24 protein-coding genes and 1 pseudogene are annotated in these 25632 nt (G+C 60.9%); 13 read left to right on the plus strand and 12 right to left on the minus strand.

Translation table 11 applies throughout. From position 1 onward, the window contains the following. Nucleotides 1-274: 274 nt before the first annotated feature. Nucleotides 275-1972, minus strand: a complete 1698-nt coding sequence (locus QM596_RS25020; RefSeq protein ID WP_020906521.1) for a 3-ketosteroid-delta-1-dehydrogenase — start codon at nt 1970-1972, stop codon at nt 275-277. 187 nt (nt 1973-2159) lie between these two features. On the opposite strand from QM596_RS25020, the gene QM596_RS25025 reads away from it, so the two are divergent. From QM596_RS25025 to QM596_RS25045, 5 genes are all read left to right on the plus strand, one after another. Continuing rightward, the gene (locus tag QM596_RS25025) at nt 2160-2471 is read left to right on the plus strand and encodes a hypothetical protein (protein ID WP_283310189.1); all 312 of its coding nucleotides are present in this window, start codon (nt 2160-2162) and stop codon (nt 2469-2471) included. Nucleotides 2472-2567: 96 nt separating this feature from the next. After that, nucleotides 2568-3116 carry a hypothetical protein gene (locus QM596_RS25030; RefSeq protein ID WP_019747508.1) on the plus strand — a complete coding sequence of 183 codons (549 nt, stop codon included), beginning with the start codon at nt 2568-2570 and terminating at the stop codon, nt 3114-3116. A gap of 122 nt (nt 3117-3238) precedes the next feature. After that, complete coding sequence (locus QM596_RS25035) at nt 3239-4633, plus strand: FAD-binding oxidoreductase (RefSeq protein ID WP_283310190.1); 1395 nt, start codon at nt 3239-3241, stop codon at nt 4631-4633. 164 nt (nt 4634-4797) lie between these two features. Further along, nucleotides 4798-5220 carry a hypothetical protein gene (locus QM596_RS25040; protein WP_029537826.1) on the plus strand — a complete coding sequence of 141 codons (423 nt, stop codon included), beginning with the start codon at nt 4798-4800 and terminating at the stop codon, nt 5218-5220. A gap of 98 nt (nt 5221-5318) precedes the next feature. Continuing rightward, a complete protein-coding gene (locus QM596_RS25045) occupies nt 5319-6569 on the plus strand; it encodes an amidohydrolase (protein WP_283310191.1) in 1251 nt (416 codons plus the stop codon). A 9-nt stretch (nt 6570-6578) separates the two neighbouring features. Here QM596_RS25045 and QM596_RS25050 read toward each other — a convergent pair. After that, nucleotides 6579-7811, minus strand: a pseudogene (locus QM596_RS25050) (MFS transporter); the annotation flags it as partial. Nucleotides 7812-7860: 49 nt separating this feature from the next. Here QM596_RS25050 and QM596_RS25055 point away from each other — a divergent pair. After that, entirely contained in the window at nt 7861-8310 is a 450-nt protein-coding gene (locus QM596_RS25055) for a winged helix-turn-helix transcriptional regulator (protein WP_020968694.1), read from the plus strand. A 23-nt stretch (nt 8311-8333) separates the two neighbouring features. Next, nucleotides 8334-8936 carry a hypothetical protein gene (locus QM596_RS25060; RefSeq protein WP_349307328.1) on the plus strand — a complete coding sequence of 201 codons (603 nt, stop codon included), beginning with the start codon at nt 8334-8336 and terminating at the stop codon, nt 8934-8936. A gap of 108 nt (nt 8937-9044) precedes the next feature. On the opposite strand, the gene QM596_RS29735 is transcribed toward QM596_RS25060, so the two are convergent. After that, nucleotides 9045-9608 carry an RGCVC family protein gene (locus QM596_RS29735; RefSeq protein ID WP_310503999.1) on the minus strand — a complete coding sequence of 188 codons (564 nt, stop codon included), beginning with the start codon at nt 9606-9608 and terminating at the stop codon, nt 9045-9047. On the opposite strand from QM596_RS29735, the gene QM596_RS25070 reads away from it, so the two are divergent. The 3 genes from QM596_RS25070 (at nt 9505) to QM596_RS25080 (ending at nt 12505) form a co-directional block, all read left to right on the plus strand. Then, nucleotides 9505-9849: a PNPOx family protein gene (locus QM596_RS25070; protein ID WP_019747516.1), complete on the plus strand. Its 345-nt coding sequence runs from the start codon at nt 9505-9507 to the stop codon at nt 9847-9849. The genes QM596_RS29735 and QM596_RS25070 overlap by 104 nt on opposite strands. A 234-nt stretch (nt 9850-10083) precedes the next feature. Further along, nucleotides 10084-10815, plus strand: coding sequence for a response regulator transcription factor (locus QM596_RS25075; protein WP_037120143.1), 732 nt, complete (start codon nt 10084-10086; stop codon nt 10813-10815). Next, a complete protein-coding gene (locus QM596_RS25080; protein WP_020906511.1) occupies nt 10805-12505 on the plus strand; it encodes a sensor histidine kinase in 1701 nt (566 codons plus the stop codon). Before QM596_RS25075 ends, QM596_RS25080 begins: the two co-directional genes overlap by 11 nt. Nucleotides 12506-12508: 3 nt before the next feature. Here QM596_RS25080 and QM596_RS25085 read toward each other — a convergent pair whose 3' ends face one another. After that, on the minus strand, nt 12509-12889 hold the full coding sequence (locus tag QM596_RS25085) for a VOC family protein (RefSeq protein WP_020906510.1): 381 nt from the start codon (nt 12887-12889) through the stop codon (nt 12509-12511). Nucleotides 12890-13086: 197 nt separating this feature from the next. Here QM596_RS25085 and ctaD point away from each other — a divergent pair, with 197 nt between their 5' ends. Beyond that, a complete protein-coding gene (gene ctaD, locus QM596_RS25090; RefSeq protein WP_283310193.1) occupies nt 13087-14829 on the plus strand; it encodes an aa3-type cytochrome oxidase subunit I in 1743 nt (580 codons plus the stop codon). A 233-nt stretch (nt 14830-15062) separates the two neighbouring features. Then, a complete protein-coding gene (locus QM596_RS25095; RefSeq protein WP_283310194.1) occupies nt 15063-15914 on the plus strand; it encodes a universal stress protein in 852 nt (283 codons plus the stop codon). 17 nt (nt 15915-15931) lie between these two features. Here the strand turns inward: QM596_RS25095 and QM596_RS25100 are convergent, their stop codons facing one another. The 4 genes from QM596_RS25100 to QM596_RS25115 form a co-directional block, all read right to left on the minus strand. Then, the gene (locus QM596_RS25100) at nt 15932-16405 is read right to left on the minus strand and encodes an NUDIX domain-containing protein (protein ID WP_084325510.1); all 474 of its coding nucleotides are present in this window, start codon (nt 16403-16405) and stop codon (nt 15932-15934) included. Between the two features lie 79 nt (nt 16406-16484). Then, entirely contained in the window at nt 16485-18707 is a 2223-nt protein-coding gene (gene katG, locus QM596_RS25105; protein WP_283310195.1) for a catalase/peroxidase HPI, read from the minus strand. 36 nt (nt 18708-18743) lie between these two features. Continuing rightward, nucleotides 18744-19187, minus strand: coding sequence for a Fur family transcriptional regulator (locus tag QM596_RS25110; RefSeq protein ID WP_020906505.1), 444 nt, complete (start codon nt 19185-19187; stop codon nt 18744-18746). A gap of 116 nt (nt 19188-19303) precedes the next feature. Continuing rightward, nucleotides 19304-19636, minus strand: coding sequence for a hypothetical protein (locus tag QM596_RS25115; protein WP_037119238.1), 333 nt, complete (start codon nt 19634-19636; stop codon nt 19304-19306). Nucleotides 19637-19709: 73 nt separating this feature from the next. Here QM596_RS25115 and QM596_RS25120 point away from each other — a divergent pair, with 73 nt between their 5' ends. Then, nucleotides 19710-20018, plus strand: coding sequence for an amphi-Trp domain-containing protein (locus tag QM596_RS25120; RefSeq protein ID WP_024487387.1), 309 nt, complete (start codon nt 19710-19712; stop codon nt 20016-20018). Between the two features lie 27 nt (nt 20019-20045). Here QM596_RS25120 and QM596_RS25125 read toward each other — a convergent pair whose 3' ends face one another. The 4 genes from QM596_RS25125 to murQ all read right to left on the minus strand — a co-directional run bounded on the left by QM596_RS25125 (nt 20046) and on the right by murQ (nt 25587). After that, nucleotides 20046-22343, minus strand: coding sequence for a serine/threonine-protein kinase (locus tag QM596_RS25125; RefSeq protein WP_283310197.1), 2298 nt, complete (start codon nt 22341-22343; stop codon nt 20046-20048). A gap of 84 nt (nt 22344-22427) precedes the next feature. Further along, nucleotides 22428-23843 carry an FAD-dependent oxidoreductase gene (locus tag QM596_RS25130; protein WP_283310198.1) on the minus strand — a complete coding sequence of 472 codons (1416 nt, stop codon included), beginning with the start codon at nt 23841-23843 and terminating at the stop codon, nt 22428-22430. Between the two features lie 46 nt (nt 23844-23889). After that, a complete protein-coding gene (gene nagB / locus QM596_RS25135) occupies nt 23890-24669 on the minus strand; it encodes a glucosamine-6-phosphate deaminase (protein WP_047890141.1) in 780 nt (259 codons plus the stop codon). After that, nucleotides 24670-25587: an N-acetylmuramic acid 6-phosphate etherase gene (gene murQ, locus QM596_RS25140; protein ID WP_020968668.1), complete on the minus strand. Its 918-nt coding sequence runs from the start codon at nt 25585-25587 to the stop codon at nt 24670-24672. Nucleotides 25588-25632: the final 45 nt, after the last annotated feature.

Consider the following 25632-nt stretch of genomic DNA (forward strand, 5'->3'; position numbering starts at 1 on the left):
TGGGTACGTACCTGTTTTTGCGCTTTCGACCCGACCGGTCGATATCAGGCGCCACTTCATTCCACGGCATCTGGTGAAAAAATCAGTGCCTCACATCACTTCTGGAGACGATACCGCGCCTCGGTCACCCGGCACGTCAGCGTTACCGAGATGGGACATACAGCTGGCATTGCTGCTACACGCCGAACGGGAGACCAGTGCACGTTCCGGCATCGGAAACGCGCGCTGATCTCCCGTCAGGTCGATCTACTAGCTAGTGCATCTACGGTTTGAGCTACTTCTCTGCTGCGTGATGGGCCGCGATGTATCCGTAAACCAGCCCCTGGCCGATCGTCGCGCCGGCGCCTGGGTAGGTGTGACCGAATGCGTTGGCCGCGGTATTGCCGATCGCGTACAGGCCGTCGATGACGCTGCCGTCCTCACGAAGCACGCGTGCATGCTCGTCCGCCTGCACACCGCCGCAGGTGCCCAGGTCGCTGAGCGTCATCTTCACCGCGTAGAGGGCGCTCTTGTCGAGCTGGCGCAGATTCGGGTTCGGAGACACTGTCGGGTCGCCGTAGTACCGATCGTATGCGCTGCCGCCGCGACCGAACTCCGCATCGCTACCTGCAGCAGCGGCCTCGTTGAACTTCTGGAAGGACTCGGCAAACGCATCCTCGGGGAGACCGACCTTGCGGGCGAGTTCGGCCGGACTGCTCGCCTGGTGCGCGATGCCCGACTCGAAGAACGCCTGCGGAAGGGGCTGACGGGGGAAGATACCGCCTGCGAACACGTAGCTGTTGCGGTACTCCTGGTCGAAAACAAACCACATCGACTCGGCCGGATCGCCAGCCTTTTCCCGTTCGAGCACGCGCTGGCCGAACGACATGTAGTCCGTCGCCTCGTTCACGAATCGACGACCGGTCTGGTCGACGATGAAAGAGCCGGGCAGCGCACGCTCTGCGAGCATCACCATCGGCGGGCGGCCCTTGATGCTTGCCACCGCGGGGAACCACCAGGACTGATCCATCGATCCGATACCTGCACCGAGCTCTTGTGCTGCCTCGATCGCTTCGCCGGTGTTGCCCTCTGCGCCCAGGCTCTCATGCTCACCGAGGCTCTCCGACTGGTACTTGTGGCGCCACTCCATGTTGTGGTCGAACCCGCCGGCTGCCAGGACGACACCGCGCCGAGCGGTCACCGTCACTTCACGTCCGTCTTGCACCACAACTGCACCCGTTACGCGGCCGTCTTCGGTGATGAGCCGAACCAACGACGTTTCCGTCCACACCGGGATACCGGCCTGGACCACACCGGCGAACAGTCCGGCGGCGAGCGCCTGACCGCCCGCGATGTATTCACGCTTGAGGACGTACTTGCCGTAAACGCCTTGCGCCAGGCGGCGGATGATGCGGGGAAAAGCCTTGCTCGGCTTCTTCACCATCAGGTTCATCCACTTGTAATCCGCACCCGTCACCGGCATCGGCAGTCCGGCTTCCATCAAACCGGGGCGCAGGCGACCGCGTTCCGCTCCCAGTACCGACGCGTCGAACGGCAGGCACTCGCAGGTACGTCCGGCGGCGCTACCGCCCGGCAGTTCGGGGTGGTAATCGGAGTATTCCTTGGCCCAGAAGAACTTCATGGGCGTCGTGCGGTAGAGCATGTCGACAGTGGCCGCACCGTTGTCGACGAATGCTTCTCCTCGTTGGGCAGGGGCAGTATCACCGACCACCGAACGCACGTATGTCTTCGCTCGCTCAACGGTGTCGCCCGCACCGGCTTTCGCCAAGATCGGGTTGGCAGGCATCCAGAACGCACCACCGGACCGCGCCGTCGAACCGCCGACGTACTGCGTCTTCTCCACGATCAGCGTGGACAAGCCGAGTTCGTTCGCGGTGAGGGCGGCAGCCATGCCGGTACCGGACCCGATCACCAGTAGATCGACAACGATGTCCTTGGCTTGTGTCGCGGGGGGTGCCTGATTCTTAGCCATTGAACAAATCCCTTCACGTGGTTATCGACGTAGAACGCTAAGGCAGTCGCGGCGCAGAAGGTTCCGGATGCCCAGTCAGCGGGACATTGCGAGTGGATTGGCGAAAAACAGCTCCTGCCACGGTTCGGACGTTGTGGCCGTCTCAGCAGAACTACGCCTTGCCCTCGTCAACCTTTAGGCTGCTCTCGTGACGACAGACTCCGGCTTCGGCATCACTGACGAAGCGCTCGGCACCCTTGTCCGCGGGCACTACATCTTGTCCGACGGTGAGCGATTGGACGACGACTACTACAGCCTGACCTGCAACCTCGACGGGCGAGCCGTCGGATTTATCGCCCACTCACTCGAGCCTGACACCGTACGCGGCATGCTTCCCCGCCTACGCCACGTCGTCGACCAGCACCAGGCTCTTCATCGTCTGGCCGTCGAAGCGATTGTCAACGAATTCAGCGAAGAAGCTCCGTCACGAGGCGAAGTGATCGATGCACTGCGCGATTAGGTCCTCGAGTCCGTCGAGATCTTTCCCGACAACTGCGATCCTCGTCTCGGACTATCTGCTGACGTTCCTCGGCACCGATGAAGAATAATCATCTGCATGAAATGGAACACCCCTACAGAGACCGGCTGGTTCGTGAACCTTGCCGAAGGTGGTTCGGCCGTATCGATATTCGATCCGTCGGGGAGCGTCCAAGGCGAACTGATTCCCGCACCCGACGACGAATTGGAGAGCGTTTCCGGCGGGCGGAAGAGGAAATCGTCAACAGCCGAGCAGGATCGACCAAGGCTCGCATTCCGCAAAGGCCGACCTGCATCACTTCGATTGTCCGACGGAACGATCGGGACTCTGATCGACCAGAGACCCAAGGCCATGCGCCGCAAGAACAAGCTGTGCGAAGTCGATATCGCGGGCAGAAGATACCTCTTCGTTCATTCATCGGGCCGAAAGGCAACAGCCCGACGTGACGGAATCGCATTGGCTCACATGGAACGTGGGCGATGGTCCGGTAGAAGTATCGTCACCAGAAGAACCCTCACGGCAACGGACACCCTTGACGAATGTGTCCTGACTCTGTTTCAGAAGGTAGTGACACCTGGACGTACCGGTGCCTTCGATCAGGTTCTGACCGACCTCAGCAACATATGACGTGCGACACATTCGGTGGATCTCAACCGCACTCGAGATACTAACTTTCAACTCTTAGGTCCACGGACATGCCTTGGACGCAATGAGTTTCACATCTCGGATCGGAAGGCTGAAGCCAGATCATGGTCAATGTCGACGCTTTGAACACGCTCGCCCGACGATTGTCGCCGGGTGCGATGATCACAGATCCAGATCTACTCCAGTCCTATCGGCAGGACTGGAGTTTCGATCCCGCAGCCGGCACTCCGATCGCCGTCGTACGTGCTTCGACGACGGCAGATGTCCAGGAGACCTTGCGCTTCGCCAACAGTAACAATGTCCCGGTCATTCCACGGGGCGCCGGCACGAGCGTCGTCGGCGGATCCACCGCCGTCGACGGCGCTATCACCCTCAGCCTCGAGCGAATGAAATCTATTCGAGTGGACGTCTCGTCACGAACCGCGATCGTCGAACCAGGGGCAATCACCAATGACGTCAAGGCTGTTGCCGCACGCGAAGGTTTGTACTATCCACCAGACCCGTCGTCTTATGAAATCTGTTCCATCGGCGGTAATGCCGCCACCAACGCAGGCGGACCGTGCTGCATAAAATACGGCGTCACCAGTGATTACATCCTGGGTATGACGGTTGTGCTGCCTGATGGATCCGTCGCCGAACTGGGCGGAAAACGGATCAAAGACACCCCAGGGCTTGCATTGACCAAGCTATTCGTCGGCAGTGAAGGAACGCTCGGTGTGATAACCGAGCTGACGCTGCGACTCATCCCTCAGCCTCCGACTCCCCACACATTGGTGGCCTTCTTTCCACTCATGGCCGACGCAGTTGCCGCTGCCCGAGATATCACAGGTTCAATACGCCCTTCAGAACTCGAAATCCTCGACAACGCAGCCATCAAAGTGGCGGAAGAATTCCTCAACATGGAACTGGACACCGATGCCGGAGCACTCCTGATCGGGCGATCCGACGCCGGTAACGGCGCAGAGACAGAGATGAAATTGATGAGCACTCTCTGCGAAAAGCATCGAGCCACAGCTACATACGCTACCGACGACCCTCACGAAGGCGAACTGTTCATCCGCCCCCGCTATGCCGTTTACGAAGCCTTCGAGCAGAAAGGGGTGGTCATCGGCGACGACGTCGCGGTACCCATCGACAGACTCCCCGAGCTAACCGACGGTATAGCCGACATCGCGAAGCGCTACAGCACCACCATCGTCAGCTACACCCACGCCGCCGACGAGCTCACGCACCCAGTCCTCAACTACCCCGTCGGAGACGTGGCCGCCGCTGAATCCGCCTCCGCGGCACGACAAGAAATCTATCAACTCGTGAGCACTCTGGGCGGATTCGCAGCAACAGAATATGGTGTAGGACAAGACAAACGAGATCGCTTGTCGAACTCGCTCGATCCCGTCGTCAGCAAACTGAACAGGACCATCAAGAACGCTGTCGACCCCAACAACATCTTGAATCCGCGCGTTCTGATCCCCTCGAGCGGTTCGACGGACGGCATCTGACGCCGCTACAGGTATCGAATAGCGACGAGTACCTGAATTCTCCTGTGCAACCGGATATGGTGAGGCTGTCGTCTTCAATGCGGCGGTGCAAGAAGGGAAGTTACGACCAAGACGTTATGTCGGGGAATAAGCAAATCGCCTGGATATGGCTGGAGGCCTCCGTGATGAATCTCGTTCGCCGACTGAGCGTCTGCACATCCGTCGTGATCACGTCGGCTCTGACGTCGGTAGCGCTCGCATCCGCTGCGGTGACCATTCCATTCCAGATCAACCCTGCGCCGTACGGCAACCCGAACGGCAGCTTCGATGCGCCGGCGGTCCGCTGCGTAGCTGTAGTCGGCGAACTACCCGGCACAGTGACGATCACCGGGGGCAAGGAAGACCGCTGGGGATGCCTGCTCTCGTCCGAAGTGCGCTGGCTGAACCTTTCGACCGGGGTCTCCGGCTCCGCTCGTCTCTCGGACGGTCTGAACGGAGTCCCGGCAGGGGCGATCGTGCAGACCGGGACCGGTCAAGTCGCTGTCGCCGTGACGTCTGTGGCCGGATCCATCATCACCCCAGGTGTCGCATCGTTCTACGTGCCGTAGCACCAGAACTCCGCATCGCGGACGCGGTGGGGCCTAAGGTCCTGTTTACCGACCCGTCATCCCGGTTAGCCTGAAAAGACGCTACCGAGAGGACTCTCATGACCTCGTCAGTGCACGAAACGATCGCAGTGGATCTGGATTTGATCGACCTGTACAAAGACCTCCACGGCAACCCGGAACTTGGATTTCACGAGCATCGAACATCCAGTCTGGTGGAAGGACATTTGACAGCACTGGGATTCGACACGACTACCGGCGTCGGGACAACCGGAGTCGTCGGAGTCCTGAAGAACGGAGCGGGCCCCACAGCGCTGCTGCGTGCGGACATGGACGCCCTCCCGGTTCGGGAAGAAACCGGATTGGACTACGCCAGCACCGTGACAACGACCGACGACCAGGGGAAGACCGTCTCGGCCAGCCACGCGTGCGGCCATGACCTGCATACGACCTGCTTACTCGGTGCAGCCCGGATCCTCTCGCAGGACACGACGACCTGGTCCGGCACTCTTGTCCTCGTCTTCCAACCGGCGGAGGAACTTGGCGCGGGTGCGCAAGCCATGGTCGACGACGGACTGTTCGAGCGATTCCCGAAGCCCGACATCGTTCTCGGCCAACACGTATCGCCGCTACCGGCAGGCACGATCGCCGGGCACGCCGGCCCCTCGTATGCGGGATCGGACTCACTTCGTGTGAGACTGGTCGGAAAGGGCGCCCACGGATCTATGCCGGAGAACTCGGTCGATCCCGTGGTCATGGCGGCCGAAACCGTGTTGCGTTTGCAAACTGTCATCTCACGCGAGGTCCCGAGTACTGCAACAGCTGTCCTCACCGTCGGCTCCATCCATGCTGGAGATGCCGCCAACGTCATTCCCGGCGAAGCAGAACTGCAACTCAACATCCGCAGCTACGACGCAGTTGTGCGTCAGCGCATCCTGGATAGCGTCGACCGCATCGTCCAGGGCGAAGCGGCCACCGCCGGCGCTCCCACCCCACCGACCATCACCGAGACGGAGCACTTTCCGATCGTCGTCAATGACCCGGCGGCGCTGGACAAGACACTCGATGCCTTCGCCGAATGGTTGGGGACGAACAAGATTCTCGATCCCGGTGCGGGAGCAGGTAGTGAAGACGTCGGCATTCTCGCGACCAGTGCCGGTGCGCCACTGTCGTACTGGTTGTTGGGCGGTACCGACCCTTCACTGTTCACGACAGGTGACATGACCGATCCGGCTTTGCGAACCGTGCCGTCGAACCACTCCCCGCACTACGCTCCCGTGATCGAGCCGACCCTGACCATCGGTGTGAACGCCTTGATCGTCGCGGCCAGGACGTGGCTCCCAACTCCCTAGTGTGTTGCGGGTCCGCAATCGATCGACCGTCCACACGATCAAGGCTGCAAACGCGTAGGCGCCGCCGAGAATACTTGCAGCGCCCCACCCTGCCGCGTCGAAAACCATAGTGGTGGAAACCGCCCCAGCCGCGCTGCCCAACGAATAGAACACCATGTAACTACCGATGGTCCGCCCGGCCGATTCCGGTTCATCCGCGACGATCAGGTTCTGGCTCGAGACATGAACAGCCTGCACGGCGAAGTCCAACGCAACAACACCGACTACGAGTAACACCAGCGAGTGCGTCGCCTGCGCGTTGAAAACCCACGACAGCAAGAGAACGACCAACGACGCCCCGGTGACGCGTTGGGCTTTGCCTTGATCGGCCCAACGTCCGGCACCGATCGCGCCCAATGCTCCGACCAATCCGGCGATTCCGAAGAACCCGATCTGTGTGGTCGACAATCGCCATGGCTCCTCGCTCAGTGGTAATGCCATACCGCTCCAGAGCGCACCGAAGGACGCGAACAGGAACAGGGTGATCAGAGCCCTCGTGCGAAATAGTCGGTTCGTAAGAGTCAATGTCACGACCGATCCCATTGCACCCACGTACGAACCCCGATCCGAGTGCGAACGAGGGTCTTTCGGCAGCATCGTCAACGCGAGCGCCGCGATCAGGACCGAAATCAAGGTGGATCCCGCGTAGACAGCCCGCCAGCCTGCCAGATCCGCAACTGCGCCGGCGACAGTTCGAGCGAGGATGATGCCGACGACAACGCCGCTGGTGATCACACCGATGTTTGCGCCGCGCTCATCTGGGTCGCTGATTGCCGCAGCGTAGGCGACTACGACTTGAACGACGACCGAGAAGGTGCCTGCGACGGCCATCCCGATCAGCAGTTGCAGATTCGTGGCGGCCACAGCAACAAGCATCGTTCCTGTTGCAGCAGAGACGATCTGGATTGCGATCAATTTTTTGCGATTCACGAGATCGCTCAGTGGCACCAACACGATCAACCCCACCACGTAACCCATTTGGGCGAGCGCGACTACGAAGCCGAGGCCGGCCGGAGGGATGGAAAGATCTGAACCGATTTGCCCGAGGAGCGGCTGTGCGTAGTAGATATTGGCTACCGAGACACCGCAGAGCACCGCGAGCAACAGGCGAAGTCCACGCGGCATTTTGAACTTGTCCCGTGCGTTCTCGACAGATTGACGTGCAGTCACTTCCACCTCAATTTGGTTGCGTTTTGATACCATTTGAAGACTATGTCAATACAGTTTCAAAACGCAACCAATGAGGAACCCGATGCCTGATCGCACGCAATGGACGGACCCACACTGCCCGACGGCCCGAGCGGCCGACATCATCGGCGACAGATGGTCGCTGTTGATCGTGCGAGACGCCTTCGACGGGTCGTCGAGGTTCAGTCAGTTTCAGCGAAACCTGGGCATCGCAAAGAATATCTTGACGGACAGGCTGAAAACCCTTGTCGAGCAAGGAATTTTCGAAGTCCGACCGAACGAACAAGGGACCCGCAACGAGTACGTCTTGACCGGACGCGGTATGGATCTGTTCATCGTGATCACGAGCCTGCGGCAATGGGGAGAGCGCCACGCCTTCGATGACGGTGAGCCACACTCGATCTTGATCGACGACACCACGGGCGATCCGGTGCCCAGGCTTCGACTGATCAACGCACGGAATATCGACCTGGACCCGGCAAGTACACATGTGGAGAAGGTCGAGGAAGGTTGACCCGCAACTCGCCAGATCGGTAGATGGGCGCACAGGATTCGAAGTTCGCGCATACTCCGATCATGACTGTCGATCTCGAGTTTTCCTGGCCGCAGTTTCTCTGGATTGCATTCATCTTCGTCGGCGTACCCACAACTATCGGCGCAAGCATCATCTGGACAATCTGGCGTTCGGAACGAACTGGCGTGGAGCACTCCACGACCGCCCTCGACGCCGGGCGCACGGGATCGGGCCCACTCGGACTGTGGCGCACCGGTCTGTTGGCCTTTGCGCTGGGCTTTCTGTCTTGTGTGGGCTGGCTCAGCTGGTCAGCCGACTACAAAGGCGGATTCCGCGGCCCCGGCCTGCCTGCCCCGACGCAGTTTCCTCCCTGGCAGGTGTTTGCCTGCGGATTAACGGTGATCCTCGCGTGTTTCGTTTCCGCGCATCGGTCGCGATGGATGAAGGCAGGCGGCCTGACTGCAGCTGCCGGCACGGCTGCGGGATTCACCACAGCATTCAGTATCGACGCCAGTACTGATGTCACCGGACAGGCAGGCGTGGGCGTCGCACGGTCCACGATCGGATGGGGCCTCACCCTTACCGCACTGATGCTTCTGCGCGGCAAGTGGTCGCGACGAGGATGAATCTATTGCTCAGTGCGGTTCACCCGCGGCGCGTTTCAGTGGCGCGGGCAGTGTCGTCGAGGTGGCAGTCGAATCTTGACGGAGGAATTGACGTGATGCCCAGGCGGATCAGTATCGCGAATAGTGCTGCATCTCCTCACGATCGGCAGCGCAGATGCACTTTCGATCGAGACCGCGGTCGGCTGTCACTGCGCAGAACCGAACGCCGAGCGGATCGTGGGATTCCATACTGTGCTGACACGCAGGGCAGATGGACGGCGTGTTCTGATCCGCGTCTGTCGACTCGGCTTGCCCTGGTGCATTCGACACATCGGACGGGTTCGACGCCATACAGGCGCTCCAGTTCTCGGCCGTTCGACCACAGACCGGGTTGGCGTCGAGGACGACATGGCTTGACCGCGCATATACGAATGACCCTCGACGTACCCCCACGCTACTCGCTTCGGCGCACCGGTTTGTACCAATTTCTGCCACGCGACAATCACCGTCGAGCAGGATAGAACTACAGCACGCACCATTTCCGTGCAGCGTTCGAATCCGTGCAGCATCCGAAGCGAAAGGGCTTCTTGTGAACACTTTCCAACGTGTATCCGCCGCCGTCAACGTAGTGGTCCAACCACTGATCGGCGCTCCGATCGTGGGCAAATTACTCGGCCGTTCAATGACCGTCATCACCTACGTCGGCCGCAAATCGGGACGTACCTTCAGCGCGCCCGTGTCCTACAAAAGAAAAGGCGACCATGTGACGATCGGAGTTGCCATGCCGGACAAGAAAAGCTGGTGGCGCAATTTCTATCCGGAACAAGGCCCCATCGTTCTCCAACTGGACGGTATCGATCGTCCTGGCGAAGCCCTCGCACATCGAAAAGGCAAGGGAGTTTACGTTTCGGTCGAACTCGCGCCTACGGACTGAAACGATCGAAACGGCACCGGCGCAATCACATTCACTTCACACTGATCGCCTAGCCGTACCTCGGTGATCCATATCTCGTCGCGATCGGGACCTTTGACTCTGTGCAATCGACACTCGGTCTCGCACCGTTCGACGCGGGTTTTTTGTCGACCGTTTGACGAACAACCCGTCCTTGCCAGTACATTACCGTCCGGTAACATCGATGGCAGGCGCGAGCTGGAAGAGGTGACCACCGTGACGATCGGCATCTATCTGGTCGACGACCACGAGATCGTCCGTCGTGGATTGGCAGACCTGTTGAATCAGGTATCGGGATTCAACGTTGTGGGCGAGGCGTCGTGTGTTCGCGAAGCTTCGGATGGAATACCCGAATGCCGACCCGACGTGGTCGTCATGGACGTCAGACTTCCCGACGGCAACGGTGTGGAACTGTGCCGGGAACTGGCGTCGACCTGTCCGGAAGCGGCCACGTTGATGCTCACGTCGTACTCCGACGACGACGCCCTACTCGACGCCCTGATCGCCGGCGCACGCGGATTCGTCCTCAAGAACATCCGCGGCCACGACCTGGTATCCGCGATCCGTACGGTCGCCACCGGCAAATCGCTGTTGAACACTCAGGCGGTGGTCGGTTTGGTCCGGCGCATCCGATCCGAGCAGGAGTCGGGTACTGCGGCAGCACTGTTGACCGATCAGGAACTGTTGATCTTCGAGTTGATCGGCAAGGGGCTGAGCAATCGAGAGATCAGCACGCACGCGGAACTCTCGGAGAAAACAGTCAAGAACTACGTCTCACGCATCCTCGAAAAACTGGGTCTCGAACGTCGAACTCAGGCTGCAGTTCTGGCGACAAAGCTTCGTGCGGGCACTGCTCACCCGGATCCATCGGGACAGGCGACCACACACCTACTGACGCCGTCCGGTTCACCATTCTCCGCCACTACAGGCACACACCATGCCAGGTAGCCGCGACGCGCTCATGCTCAGCCTTTTCGGCGACATCGCCGGAAGCGCAGAGCTGACTGCCCTCAACCCGACTGCAATTCCCAAACTGCTCAGTGCCGTACTGACCGTCGGGTCCACCCTCCAACTCGACGAAACGCTGCAACAGATAGTCGATGTCGCAAGACATGTGCTCGAAGCGGACTACGGTGCGCTCGGCGTGAAGTCTCCCGACGGCCGCTTGTCGCGCTTCATCCATTCCGGTTTGAATCAGGGGCAGGTTGCCAAGATCGGGCATCTTCCCGAAGGTCACGGACTGCTGGGCCTGGTCGTTCAAGAACCTTGTCCGGTTCGAACCGACCGAATCGCCTCACACCCGTCCTCGGCGGGGTTTCCAACCAATCACCCACCGATGGACACGTTTCTCGGTGTTCCGATCTTCGTCAGGGGCGAGGTGTTCGGCAGCATCTACCTCGCGGACAGCTCGGAACGGACTGCATTCGACGACCGTGACGAGGCCGTACTCCAGATTCTGGCAAACGCTGCGAGCATCGCCATCGACAATGCGCGTCTGTTCGAGGAATCCCAAACGCGGGAAGCGTGGCTCAAGGCCGTCGCCGCCGTAAACGCACGCCTGCTCAGTGGAGGATCTCGCGACGAGACACTGGCCGAACTGGTTCGCACGACGCGCCGTCTCACCGACGGCAATCTGGTGTGCATAGTTCGCTACGACCTCGGCGAAGGGCCGGGTGTTCACGTCGCAGAATCCCGGACTCGCGGGACGACCGTCTCGGACGGCACAGTTCTCGATCTTTCCGGAACCGTGATCGACGAAGCTGCCCGCAGCCGGCGAACGATTTCCGCCCCCAGCGCCAGTGCTGTTCCGGCACTGCATGTTTCCAGCGAGGAATCCGTCGTCGCACTCCCATTGTCGGGAACCTCGTTCGGCGGCGGCGTCCTCTTCGCATCACGCCGCAGCGATCGTCCGTGGGGCGTCGATGAGATCGAGCAGCTGACGGCAATGGCCGACATCGCCGCTGTCACTGTCGAATTCGCCGAACAGCAACGAAAAGAGCGACTGGTCGACGTCCTCGAAGATCGAGACCGAATCGCGCGTGATCTTCACGACCACGTCATTCAGCAGTTGTTCGCCACCGGATTGAGTTTGCAGGGGGCATTGCAACGTCCCGGCGACGAGGAAACCATTCGCACGGTGTTGGACAACTCCGTTGATCAACTCGATCGAACGGTCCGCGAAATCCGCACCGCAGTCTTCGACCTCCACACGAGCGAGATGTCGACTCCCACAAGCCTGCGACGCCGATTACTCGACGCCGTCAACGGTCTGTCCGGTCACTCGTCGATCACTCCCAGCGTCACTTTCGAGGGGACCATCGACAGTTCCGTCCCGGCTCGACTCGCCCCGCACGCCGAAGCCGTTGTGCGCGAAGGGTTGAGCAATGCTCTGCGGCACGCCCATGCCAACGCCATCGACGTCACCATCCGGGCAACGGAAGATCTTGTCATCAGCATCGTCGACGACGGTGTGGGAATCGACCAGGCAACCAGAATCCACGGTCTCGACAACCTGGCGACCCGCGCTCGTCAGTGCGGCGGCTCGAGCAACATCACCAGCGAGAACGGCGTCACCGAATTGGTGTGGCGAGTTCCGCTGAGCCCCAGGCGAAGTCCGTTGTCAATCCAGCACCGTTGAGCGTCAGAGCGGATCCAGTTGGGCCTTGAGCAGGCAGAACTCGTTACCTTCTGGATCGGCCAGGACATGCCATTGTTCCTGCCCCGTCTGGCCGATGTCGGCCGGCCGCGCACCAAGACCCAATAGGCGTTCCAGTTCGGCTTCCTGATCGCGGTCGGTGGCGTTGACGTCGATATGCAGGCGGGGCTTACCCTTCTCCGGTTCGTCTCTGCGACTGAGGATGATCGTCGGCTGCGGACCGCCGAACCCTTCGCGCGGGCCGATCTCCAGAGAACCGTCGTGCATTCGATCGAGCACGACGAAGTCCAGGACCTCGCACCAGAACCGCCCCAGAACCTCAGGATCCCGGCAACCGAGCACCAATTCACTGATACGACATGCCATGACAACTCGCTTCCATCCGCAAGGACAACTGTCTTTCGACCGTACCGGACCACGTGATCTACGCCATGCCGCCCTGTCCGATCCTCGGGACCTTTTCCCCTCGTCCGAGGTCGTGGCCGCCGCGATCATTGCGTTTATGTTCCACAGTCCCAATAATTCTCGGTATTTCGTCACGTCGATGCACACAGGCGGCCGTCGTGGTTGATCTCGCGCCCCGGCCGGTCGACGAGGTCGATATCCACCTCGGCGCAATTCCCCGGACCGCTCCGAAGGGTTCGAAACTGGTCGAGATCCTGAGGACCACCGATCACAAGATGATCGGGCTGATGTACATCGTGACATCGTTTGCCTTCTTCCTGATCGGCGGACTGATGGCGCTGCTCATGCGCATGGAATTGACTGTCCCGGGAATGCAATTCCTGTCAAACGAGCAGTACAACCAGCTGTTCACCATGCACGGCACGATCATGCTCTTGCTGTACGCGACCCCGGTCTTCTTCGGATTCGCCAACTACCTCATGCCGCTGCAGATCGGCTCGCCGGACGTGTGTTTCCCGCGGCTCAATGCGTTCAGCTACTGGTTGTATCTCTTCGGCGGCCTGATCGCCTCCGCCGGGTTCGTAACACCCGGTGGTGCAGCAGATTTCGGCTGGACCGCTTACGTGCCACTCACCAGCGAACTCCACTCCCCCGGTATGGGTGCCGACCTGTGGATCATCGGGCTTACTCTCGGCGGCGTCGGCACCATCCTCGGCGCAGTCAACATCGTTTCGACGATCGTCTGCCTACGGGCCCCCGGGATGACGATGTTCCGCATGCCGATCTTCACGTGGAATGCGCTGGTCGCCAGCATGCTGATCCTCCTCGTTTTTCCGCTGCTCGCTGCTGCCTTGATCGGGCTGTGGGTGGACCGGCACCTGGGAGCGCATTTGTTCGACCCCGCGACAGGTGGAGTCATGTTGTGGCAGCACCTGTTCTGGTTCTTCGGCCATCCCGAGGTCTACATTCTGGCGCTTCCGTTCTTTGGCATAGTCTCCGAGATCTTCCCTGTCTTCAGCCGCAAGCCGATCTTCGGATACACCGGATTGGTCTACGCAACACTGGGAATTGCAGCTCTGTCGATCGCTGTGTGGGCGCACCACATGTACGCAACCGGCGCCGTTCTCCTCCCCTACTTCTCGTTCATGACCTTCTTGATCGCAGTTCCCACCGGAGTCAAGTTCTTCAACTGGATCGGCACGATGTGGAAGGGGCAGTTGACTTTCGAGTCGCCGATGCTGTTCTCCGTCGGCTTCCTGGTCACATTCCTGTTCGGCGGACTCTCCGGCGTAATTCTCGCAAGCCCGCCCCTGGACTTTCATGTCACCGACTCGTACTTTGTTGTCGCGCATTTCCACTACGTCCTCTTCGGAACAATCGCGTTCGCGACATACGCCGGAACTTATTTCTGGTTCCCGAAAATGACCGGCCGGATGTTGGACGAGAAGCTCGCCAAGATCCATTTCTGGTTGACTCTGATCGGCTTTCACGCGACATTTCTCGTCCAGCATTGGCTCGGCGCTCAGGGTATGCCTCGGCGGTACGCGGATTACCTGCCGTCGGACAATTTCACTCTTCTCAACACGATCTCGACCGTCGGCGCGTTTGTGCTCGGAGCCTCGACGATTCCGTTCATCTGGAACGTTTTCAAGAGCTATCGGTACGGACGGATCGTGACGGTCGACGATCCCTGGGGATTCGGAAACTCACTCGAATGGGCGACGTCCTGCCCTCCACCACGACACAACTTCACCGAACTCCCCCGAATCCGCAGTGAGCGGCCGGCATTCGAACTGCACTACCCCCACATGGTCGAGAGGATGCGCGACGAGGCGCACGTCGGACTGCTTGGCCACAAGCCGGTTTCCACGGTAAGCACAGAGGTGAAACGACATGAATGACGGCACGAAGTATCGAGCTTGGGCAGAAAGTCAGCAGGTTGAACGCCGAGCGAAACCCGGCCATCTCCTGATGCCGTTGCTCGTCCTCATGTTCGCAGTCACGACGCTCGTGTGGTTGCCTCTGACAACTGCCGCTTGCTCGATAGTAGTTGCAGGATTGCTGTTCGGCATTGTCCTGCAAGCCAGTTCGCATTCAGCAGAACCTTCGACAGACATAACGCGAGGAGCTCGGAATGACCTCCCAACTTTCGACTGACGTCTTCACCTCGGAGTGGTCCGCAGACGGAGCGGTCGTCGTGTGCATCGATGGATCCCCGCTGCGCACCGACGTGATCACGTGGGCGGCCGAGTTCGCGCATCGCCACAGTCTCTGGATGCGAATAGTTTTCGTAGCTCCGAACTCCGCAGATCCGAACACCGGCGATCCAAATACCTCGGCATCACCGACCGGCCTGTTCATGGAAGCCATTCAGATCGCAGAGTCGGTGTCGCCAGATCTTCGGATCCGGACCGATCTGATCTCCGGGGAGAACACCGCAATCCTCACCGCGTTGACGTCCGAGGCCGCCTTGATCGTCAACCCCTTGATCGTCACTCAACAGGACGATCTCACTGCACCCGCCCCGGCATGTTCATTCGCAACAGTCGGAACTTCGTGTCAAAGCCAGGCTACGGCTGATCTTCCCGTTGTCGTCGGTTTGGACGGAAGCGCCTACAGCGAAAGTGCTCTGGCCATTGCATTCAAGGAAGCCGAGGCGGCGAACACCGAACTGGTCGTCGTGCACGCTGCCCCGCCGGAGGCCGAGCTGAGTCGAAACTTCGAAGCCGGGCACGCGCCCCAGCATTCGACGCCGCTGACGTGGCAACTGTCAGGTTGGGCCACGCTCTACCCCGGCGTCACCATCCGACAGATCGAGTTCGACGGCCCCTCGGTTGCCATTCTGGAACAACTCTCCACCGAAGCAAGGCTTCTCGTCGTGGGCCGGCGCGGCCGAGGTTCGTTCGACGACACCGCTCTCGGCACAACGAGCAGTGCAATGATTCGAAAAGCTCACTGCCCGGTCATCGTTGCGAGCGAAGCCTGAATTGGATCCTCGCTCGGTCAGAAGCCGTAACTGTGGATGGGTGCGAGCTGACCGGCGTGGTGGGCTTCGATCACGAAACGCTCGTGGTCGACCAACTTCTCCGGGAGTTCGTCAACCGGCCACCACCGCAGATCTGCAGATTTCAACGGCTCCATCCGGCGTGGTTCACCCGACCACGTGCGGCATTCGTAGAAGAAGTCCACTCGATGATCCACCGGGTCGAACCCTTCCGCATGTCGGCGATGCAATACGGTGAGTGGCTTCAGTTCCGAGGAAAGCAGCTCCACGCCAAGTTCTTCCGCGGCCTCCCTGACAGCCGCATCGAGTGCCGACTCCCCCAGTTCGACGTGTCCCGCAGCAGCGTGAGCCCAGTATCCGTCCATGAAACCGGTGCCCTCACGCAACTGCAACAGCACCTCCGGCCGTTGCGCCGGGTTGCTTCGACGAAACATCACGTACACCGCTGGTACCAGCGCAAATTGATCGGCCACATGACCACGCTATCGTGCGGGAAACGGCGGCGCCCCGCGAGAACAAAGCTCGCGGGGCGCCGTCGGCTAATCTGCTGAATCAGTTGACGTCGAACCTGTCGAGGTCCATCACCTTGGTCCAGGCGGCAGCGAAGTCCTCGGCGAACTTCTGCTTCGCGTCTTCGCTGGCGTACACCTCGGAGAGTGCGCGCAGTTGCGAATTCGATCCGAAAACGAGGTCGACCGCAGTTGCCGTGTACTTCGGATCTCCAGTCGCCCGATCAACCCCGTCGTAGACGTTCTCATCCGTCTTCGACGGCTTCCACTCGGTACCCATGTCGAGAAGGTTGACGAAGAAATCGTTGGTCAACGTCTCGGGACGGTCGGTGAACACCCCGTGGCCGGTCTTGCCGAAGTTCGCGTTCAGCGCGCGAAGTCCGCCGACCAGAACTGTCACCTCGGGCGGGGTCAGCGACAGCATGTACGCGCGGTCGACCAACAGAATCTCTGCCGGAATCTTCTCCCCTCCCTTGAGGTAGTTCCGGAATCCGTCGGCCCGGGGTTCGAGTACCTCGAACGAGTCGACGTCTGTCTGCTCCTGAGTCGCATCCGTACGTCCCGGCGTGAACGAGACCGTGATGTCTTGTCCGGCGTTCTTCGCGGCCTGCTCGACTGCCGCTGTACCACCCAGAACGATCAGGTCGGCAAGTGAAACCTTGGCTCCACCAGCCTGGTTGAATTCCTGCTGAACTCGCTCGATGGTCTGAAGCACCGCGGAGAGGGCTGCGGGCTCGTTGACTTCCCAGTTCTTCTGCGGCTCCAGGCGAATTCGAGCACCGTTGGCGCCGCCGCGCATGTCAGTGCTGCGGAAGCTCGCAGCCGACGCCCACGCGGTCGATACCAACTGTGAGACGGACAGCCCGGAATCGAGAAGTCGACTCTTGAGGATCGCGATGTCCGCGTCCCCGATCAGTTGATCATCGGCCGAGGGAACCGGGTCCTGCCACAACTGCGGTTCGGGAACCCACGGTCCAAGGTAGCGCGTGACCGGTCCCATGTCGCGATGCAGGAGCTTGTACCAAGCCTTGGCGAACTCTTCAGCGAATTCTTCGGGATGATCGAGCCAACGCCGTGTGATTTTCTCGTACGTCGGATCCAGGCGTAGGGAGAGGTCGGTGGTCAGCATCGTCGGAGTACGTCCGGCCGTCGAATCGAACGGATCCGGGATCGTGCCGGCCCCCGCGCCATCCTTCGGGATCCACTGCCACGCACCCGCCGGGCTCTTGGTCAGCTCCCAGTCGTATCCGTACAGAATCTCCAGGAAAGTGTTGTCCCACTTCGTCGGAGTGGGAGTCCACACGACCTCGAGACCACTGGTGATCGCGTCCTTACCCACGCCCGTACCGAAGGCGCTCTTCCAGCCCAGTCCCTGTTGCTCGACGGGTGCGCCTTCCGGTTCGGGTCCGACGAGGTCGGCCGGACCGGCACCGTGTGTCTTGCCGAAGGTGTGGCCGCCGGCGATCAGCGCGGCCGTTTCCACGTCGTTCATCGCCATGCGAGCGAAGGTTTCTCGGATGTCGCGGGCGGCCGCTACCGGGTCCGGTTGTCCGTTGGGTCCTTCGGGATTGACGTAGATCAGGCCCATCTGAACTGCGCCGAGCGGTCCGGACAGCTCACGGTCTCCGCTGTAGCGCTCGTCGCCGAGCCAGGTGTCCTCAGGACCCCAGTAGATCTCCTCGGGCTCCCAGATGTCTTCTCGGCCGAAGCCGAAGCCGAAGGTCTTGAACCCCATCGACTCCAGAGCGCAGTTGCCTGCGAACACCAGCAGGTCGGCCCAGGAAACCTGCTTTCCATACTTCTGCTTGACCGGCCAGAGCAGGCGACGTGCCTTGTCGAGGCTGGCGTTGTCCGGCCAACTGTTGAGCGGGGCGAAACGCTGAGCGCCTTGACCGCCACCGCCGCGGCCGTCTGCGATGCGATAGGTGCCGGCAGCATGCCAGCTCATACGCACGAAGAGTCCGCCGTAGTGTCCGTAGTCGGCCGGCCACCAATCCTGCGACGCCGTCATCAAGGCAATGACGTCGCGCTTGAGCGCCTCGACGTCGAGCTTGGCAAATTCCTGCGCATAATCGAAGTCGGCTCCCATCGGATTCGACTTGGACGAATGCGCATGCAAGACAGAGAGATCCGGCTGATTCGGCCACCAGTCCCGGTTGGTTCTCGGACGATTCCCGGTCGGTGTCGGAGACGGGATCGCGGGGTTTTCACTTTCGCTGGTGCTCGCGGTGTTTCCATCGTGAGCAACCGGGCAACTATCGGACACGGTAATCCCTCCATGAGCGAGTAGAACGGACTTCGATCACGGGTGTGATCGCAAACTCTGAGTTGTCGAACAGTCGGCACACAGGCCCCAGTAGATGACCTCGGCTTCATCGAGGACGAAGCCGTTGTGCGCCGACGGCGTCAAGCACGGTGCCTCTCCGACTGCACAGTCGACATCTGCAACGACCCCGCAGGACCGGCAGACGACGTGATGGTGGTTGTCACCGACGCGAGACTCGTACAGCGCCACCGATCCGGACGGTTGGATCCGCCTGATCAGCCCGGCGTCGGTGAGAGCGTGCAACACGTCGTAGACCGCCTGCCGCGACACCCCTGGCAGAACAGCCCGCACAGCATCGAAGACAGTCTCGGTGGCTGCGTGTGGGCGTGCATGCACAACCTCGAGCACCGTGACTCTGGGACGAGTCACGCGAAGCTCAGCGTTACGCAGTTGGGCTGCATAATCCGGCGTCGAAGGCACCTTTCCACTATTGCGCAATCTTCTGGACTGAACCCAGACTTTCGCGAAAATCCTCGCCTACGCGGATTTGCCGACCGATTCGTCAGCGCTCCGAACAGGACGAACGGGCCCGGGAATCATGGGAGATGAACTGGGGGTAGGTCTTGTTGCGCCAGTCGCAGTTCAGCGGCGGCGATGACGCCGGGGAAGTAGTAGTGCCCCTCCGGCGACTGAACAAGAGATGCAGCGTCGATACCGTCGACTTCCCATACGTCAACCGCGCCGCCGGTGTTGTTCATTCTGACAAACCAGTCCCGTTCGCCCTCGTCGCTGGCGAGGAAGCATCCCTCCTGCTCTGCTCGTAGACTTCCTGCGATTCCGCGAGCTGAGCCCATTCGGCGCCAGTCCAATCCATACCGCTGAATCGACGCACGGTTCAAGGCGGAGGTGACGTGGTAGCGGGTCGACATCGTCCAAAGGTAACAATCTTCCGTTTGTTCCAACTACGGTGAAGGGGAGAATCCGCCGAGGTCAGGAGTGATCGTGCCCAAATTGGAGATCAAGAGGAAGTCACAACTCTCACGGCAGGAAGTCGCCGACCGACTCATCGCCCTCGGCCAGGCCCTCGCCAGTGGATCGGAAGTGGAACTGGGGTCGGGTGGGGACTCGATCGAAATCAGTGTTCCGGAACAGGTTCGGTGGGAACTCGAGATCGAAGTCGACGGCAACGAGGTCGAGATAGAAATCGAGATTCACTGGCGCGACGACCCTCAGGAAGAATCAGAAGAGAAGTCTCCGCCGCCCACCAAAGCAGTTCGTCGCAGCCGACCGCGCAAGAGCACTGCCAAATAGGCCAACCCGGGTGCGGTTGTCAGGCAATTACGGAGACGCCGACACCTCGAGAGACACAACGCGCAGCAGTGCTCGGAGATCACTTTCGATCCGTCGAAACAGTTGATACACAACGATGAAGCCCGCGATCCCGCCCAGACACAGCGCACGGACGGTTGCGTTGAGTTCCTCCCCTGCCCCGGAACCGACAAAACTGAGTCCCGCGATTCCCACCAGTGGAACCGACGCCGCGACTGCGAGGTAACGCGTGCTGCTCCGACCCAACGAGCGAATATCGCGTCCGTCGTCGCTTCGTAACTCGCCGTGTGACAACAAGATCGGATACAGACATCGAACCGAGTAGTACGTCAGGATGAAGAACGGATACGCGACTGCGACGGCGCCGCACACTGCCAGCGACGACATCAGGTGCACGTATGCTCGTTGCGGAATACCTCCGGCGGCAATCTGCAACGCAACTGGATATGCGATACCGGCCAGGACCCACAGACCGAATGCGATCACCACCGCGCGGTGTCCGACGTTCAGCGTCGCGGTACGCGCTTTGTTCAAGACCTCCGCGTTGTACGTCTGACCGTGACGCAGTCCGTGAGGCACAGTGAGCGCAAGCCGGCACCAATACAGGATCGCCGCGGCACCGAGCGAGAACGCGGCCACCCCGATGACCAGATGAACCTGCTCGAGGTGCTGCTGAGCCTGCGGCGAGAGTCCCGAGATGATCAGCATCTTGTTGTAGTAGTAGTTGTAGCCCGCCGCCAGGAGATTCGGAATTCCGATCGCGGCCAGAAGAATCGGCAGTGCCCACTTCCACAACGTCGAACGCGGGCTCCCTTCCGGTGGGTCCACCAGGTTCCGGGCAGACCGGTCCAGACACAGTGCGAACTGACGGGCAAGCTTTCGTCCGCCAGACCACCTTCCGTCTCTCTCGGGCGAAAGAGACTTCACCAGTACTCGGCGCAGCGCCGGCGGGCAGTCGTCCGGTAACCGGGCCTCGGCCGCGGGATCCACTCCACGCCGGCGTGCCTCGAGCGCCTTCTTGGGCGACGGTGGGTTCTGCCCCGTGCCGTCGTCCGTGAAAGGCCTACTCCCGGTGAGGAGTTCCCACAGCATCACGCCGAGCGCATAGATGTCGCTACGGGTGTCGAGTGTGCCGGGAGACCCCCCGGCACAGGCCTCCAACTGCTCTGGAGACATGTAGGCAAGCGAGCCTCCGACAAAGCAGGCAGCATCCTCGGTCGAAACCTCCTCGCTCGAACTGACGTTGAAATCGGCGAGTTTGGGAATGCCTTCGACACTGAGAAGTACGTTCGCCGGCTTGATGTCCCGATGTAGTACGCCGTGCTCACGCGCGTACTCGAGGGCGTCGGCCAGTCTCATTCCCATCCAGGCCACGGTCTCCGGCCACGACATCGCTGCGATCTCGTTACGTAAACTCGTCTCGCTCGGTTTCATCTCCCCCTTCTTCGCCAGGGTCTGATCGATGGCGTCGAGAAGTAGTTGTCCGGACCGCTGAGCCTGCGGTGTCACGCGGACAAGTTTGACCACGTCGAGCAAGGTCCCGCCTGGCACGTATTCCATGAACAGAACTCGCAGTGCGCGTTCCTCGAGCAGCCGTTGATCGAAGACGCGAACGATGTTGGGATGGTCGAGTTGGGCGAGAGTCTGCGGCTCGACCCCGACGTTGCGCGAGATTTTCAACGCAACCCACCGCTGCATCGACAGTTGCCGTGCCAGGAACACTCGGGCGAATGCACCGTGCCCGAGTACCAACACCAGTTCGAAATCATCGAGGCGCTGTCCGATCTCGAACTCGTCGAAACCCGAGAGCCCCAACATCATCACGTCTTCTCGACCGGCCATCGAATCACGGTCGAACAACCGCTCGAAACCCTCTGCCTGCAAAGGGAACTCGCTGAGGTACTCGGCCGCTACGACGTCCTCCCCGCCCTGCTTCCACAGCCGGAACTCCTCGTACAGAAGCTCGGCCGGTAGTGGCTCTTCGAGCAATTCCGGGTACTCGGCGCAATACTCCGTGAGTCGTTTCGGACCGTCATTCTTCAGCCAGCGGTACCCCATGTCGATTCCGACCAGTTCGATCAGCGCGCCCCGACGAATCTTGGCTGGATCGGGCAGATATTCACTCAGGTCGGACGGGGTTCGTCCCGCCTCCCAGTCCCCGACCAGGCGCCCGAGACCGTCGGCATCGTTCGATTCGCCGCGTACTACCGGCAGTGCGGACAGGCGCAACTCGGTGACGGCGCCCCGTTCGGTCAGGGGCCCGCTCGCGACTGTCGCGTCACTGGCCTGCGCACCACGTTCATTCATGAGTTCTGCTCCGCACCTCGAGCACGATGAATCGAGGCGACTCATTTCAGCGTAACCCCGGCGGTACCTCTGACCCCAGCGAATCTATTCGGCGTGAACTGCCGACTTCGTGCCGATACGAACGAGTTCTTCGCGGTCACCGATCTTGACGCGTGGACGTCCGTGCTCGACACCGAGGTCCTTTTCGGCGGCATCGATACGAAGCCATCCTTCCCAATCGACGGGAAACAGATCGCCGGCCGCGAGGATCTCCTCGATCCGGTTGCGATCTGCTCGGCGCCCGCCGAACGAATCCAGTTGGTGCAGCATCGTTTCGACTGTTTGGTGAGCGTCTGGCCGCGCCGCACCGATCAGCCCCGCGGCACCGCGCTTCATCCAGCCGGTCACGAACAAGCCCGCGGTCGGTAGACCGCTCTCGTCGACCACCGCGCCGTTCCGGTGCGAAACTATGCCGCGCCCGTGATCGAAGGGCACCCCGGCAAGTGGCGTGCCGAGGAATCCGATTGCCCGGTACACAGCTTGAACCGGATAGTCGGTACAGACACCCGAAGCGGTGACGTGACCGTAGCCGTCGGGGTCAGTCCGTTCGACGCGGAGCGCCTCGACTTTCCCGTTGCCGAGAATCTCCACGGGCTGTCGGTAGAAGTGCAGGTGAACTCGACGCTGGGCAGTTCGGTCGGCAGGCGCAGTGTCCGCGAAACTACGGAGTGTCTCGACTGCCAGTCGGGTGTGCACCAACTGTTTTGTCATCCGCTCGATATGCCGGTCCGGCGCGACATCGGCAGCATCGACGACAACATCTACGCCGGGTAGTTCACCGAGAGCGCGCAACTCGTTCGGGGAGAATCGAGCGTCGGCGGGTCCGCGCCGGACAAAGATGTGTACCTCACGAACGCGACTGCCGGCGATCCCTTCCCGAACTTCGTCGGAGACGTCCGTGGCCTGCAGCGGTTGCGCCTCGGCGAGGAGCATCCGCGTGACATCGAGCGCGACGTTGCCGCCGCCGATCACTGCCACCGACTCGGCGTGCAAGGGCCAATGTTGGGGGGCGTCGGGGTGATCGTTGTACCAACCGACAAAATCGGCGGCCCCGAATGAACCGGGAAGCTCGACGCCTGGAATGTCGAGTAGTGCATCCCGCGGCGCACCGGTTGCAATGATCACCGCGTCGTAGGAAGAACGTAGGTCCTCGACGGAAAGGTCCTTTCCGATCTCTACGTTGCAGAACAGCCGGAAGTCACTGGCGACCAGCACGGTGTGCAGAGAATCGACGAACTTTTCGGACTCGGCGTGCCCTGGGGCGAGACCGTAGCGCACGAGTCCGTACGGCGTCGGTAGACGCTCGAACATGTCTATCTTGGTGCCAGGAGCCAGTTCAGCGAGAGCGCCGGCAGCGTGGATTCCCGCCGGCCCCGCTCCGACGATCGCGACCCTGAGCGGTGGTGAGAAAATCCGGGGCGCCGCCGGCGGGGATACCGCTGAACCTCTAGCGTTGATCATGCCCCGAGGCTAGGACCTCAACTGCGCTGGAGATCAAGTCCGCTTTTCAAAAACCCTGCTCGGCCGGCTTGTGCTCGGTTGTGTAGCGGTAGAAGTCCGCTAGTTGGAGTTCACCGGCCGCTGCCTCGTCTACGACGACTGTCACGTGCGGATGCAACTGAAGTACCGATGCCGGGCAGAACGCCGACACCGGACCTTCAATCGCAGCCCGGACCGCGGGGGCTTTGCGCGCCCCCTCCGCAATCAGCACAAGATGCTTTGCATCACTGATGGTTCCGAGACCCTGCGTGATCACGTGATGCGGCACATCGGCTGGGTCTGCGAAGAACCGTGCGTTGTCGGCGCGGGTCCTCTCGGTCAAGGTCTTCACTCGGGTACGCGATGTGAGTGAGGAGGACGGCTCGTTGAAGCCGATGTGCCCGTTGAGACCGATGCCGAGAATCTGCACGTCGATGGGACCGTTGTCGACGATGGCAGCGTCGTAACGCCGTGCAGCTTCACTGGGATCCGCGGCTCCCCCATCGGGGCTGAACACTCGCGCATTGTCGATGTCGAGGTGATCGACGAGTTCCGTGCGGATGGTGTGCGCGTAGGACTGCGGCTGATCGGGCGTGAGACCTACGTACTCGTCGAGAAGATACGCGCTCATCGCCGCGAACGACACTCCCGATTCTCGATGCCGCTTGATCAGCTCCCGATACGTGTGCAGCGGTGACGATCCCGTCGCGAGGCCGAGCGTCCGCGCTCCTTTTTCGATTGCGCCGCAAACGATGTCGGCAGCGATTCGCCCGCCGTCTTCCGGACTGGGAACTATGACGATTTCCATTCAGGCTTCCTCTCTGCTCTTGCCGGCTCCGACGATGGCCTCGCGTACGGAACCCGAAGCGCGATCCAACAATTCGGTTGCTTCGGCGAAGTCGCATTCGGCCAACAACATGACGACCGCTGCCTTCACATGACCGTCGGCATTCTCGATGGTCTCCGAAGCGATCTCGGTATCCACTCCGGTGGCTGCCGCGACGATCCGGTTTGCACGATCGACCAGTTTGGCGTTGGTAGGCCGAAGGTCGACCATCAGGTTGTGAAACGCCTTGCCGGAACGGACCATGCTTGCCGTCGAAAGCATGTTGCACACCATCTTCTGTGCAGTCCCGGCCTTGAGCCTCGTCGATCCGGTGAGGATCTCGGGGCCGGTCTCCACTTCGATGGCCACTCCGGCGTGCGAACTCATTGCCGCATTTCGGTTGCACGAGACTGCCACTGTTGCGGCGCCGAGTGCGCGGGCATGGTCGAGTCCCCCGATGACATAGGGAGTACGACCACTCGCCGCCAGACCCACCACGACGTCCGTGGCGTTCAACGAGATTGCGTCGAGGTCGGCCCCAGCCGCTCGCGGATCGTCCTCTGCTCCCTCGACGGCGTTCAGAAACGCTCCCGGGCCACCGGCGATGATTCCGATCACCTCGCCTGGATCGGTCCCGAAAGTCGGAGGGCATTCCACCGCGTCGAGCACTCCCAGACGCCCACTGGTCCCAGCTCCCAGGTAGATCAGCCGACCACCTTGTGCCCGAGCGGTGACGATCGAATCGACTGCGGCTTCGATGGCCGGTAACACCGCCGCGACCGCGTCGGCCACGATTGCGTCCTGCTGGTTCATCACCGTCAGCAGATCCGACACCGACATGACGTCGAGATCGCGGGTGAGAGGGTTCGGTCTCTCGGTAGACAGCATGTCCAATTGCATTGTGGCGAGTCCTCCTCGATCAAATTTCACTACGACGACTCCTCG

This window comes from Rhodococcus sp. IEGM 1406 (genome assembly GCF_030056745.1).
Classification (GTDB): Bacteria; Actinomycetota; Actinomycetes; order Mycobacteriales; family Mycobacteriaceae; genus Rhodococcus_F; species Rhodococcus_F erythropolis.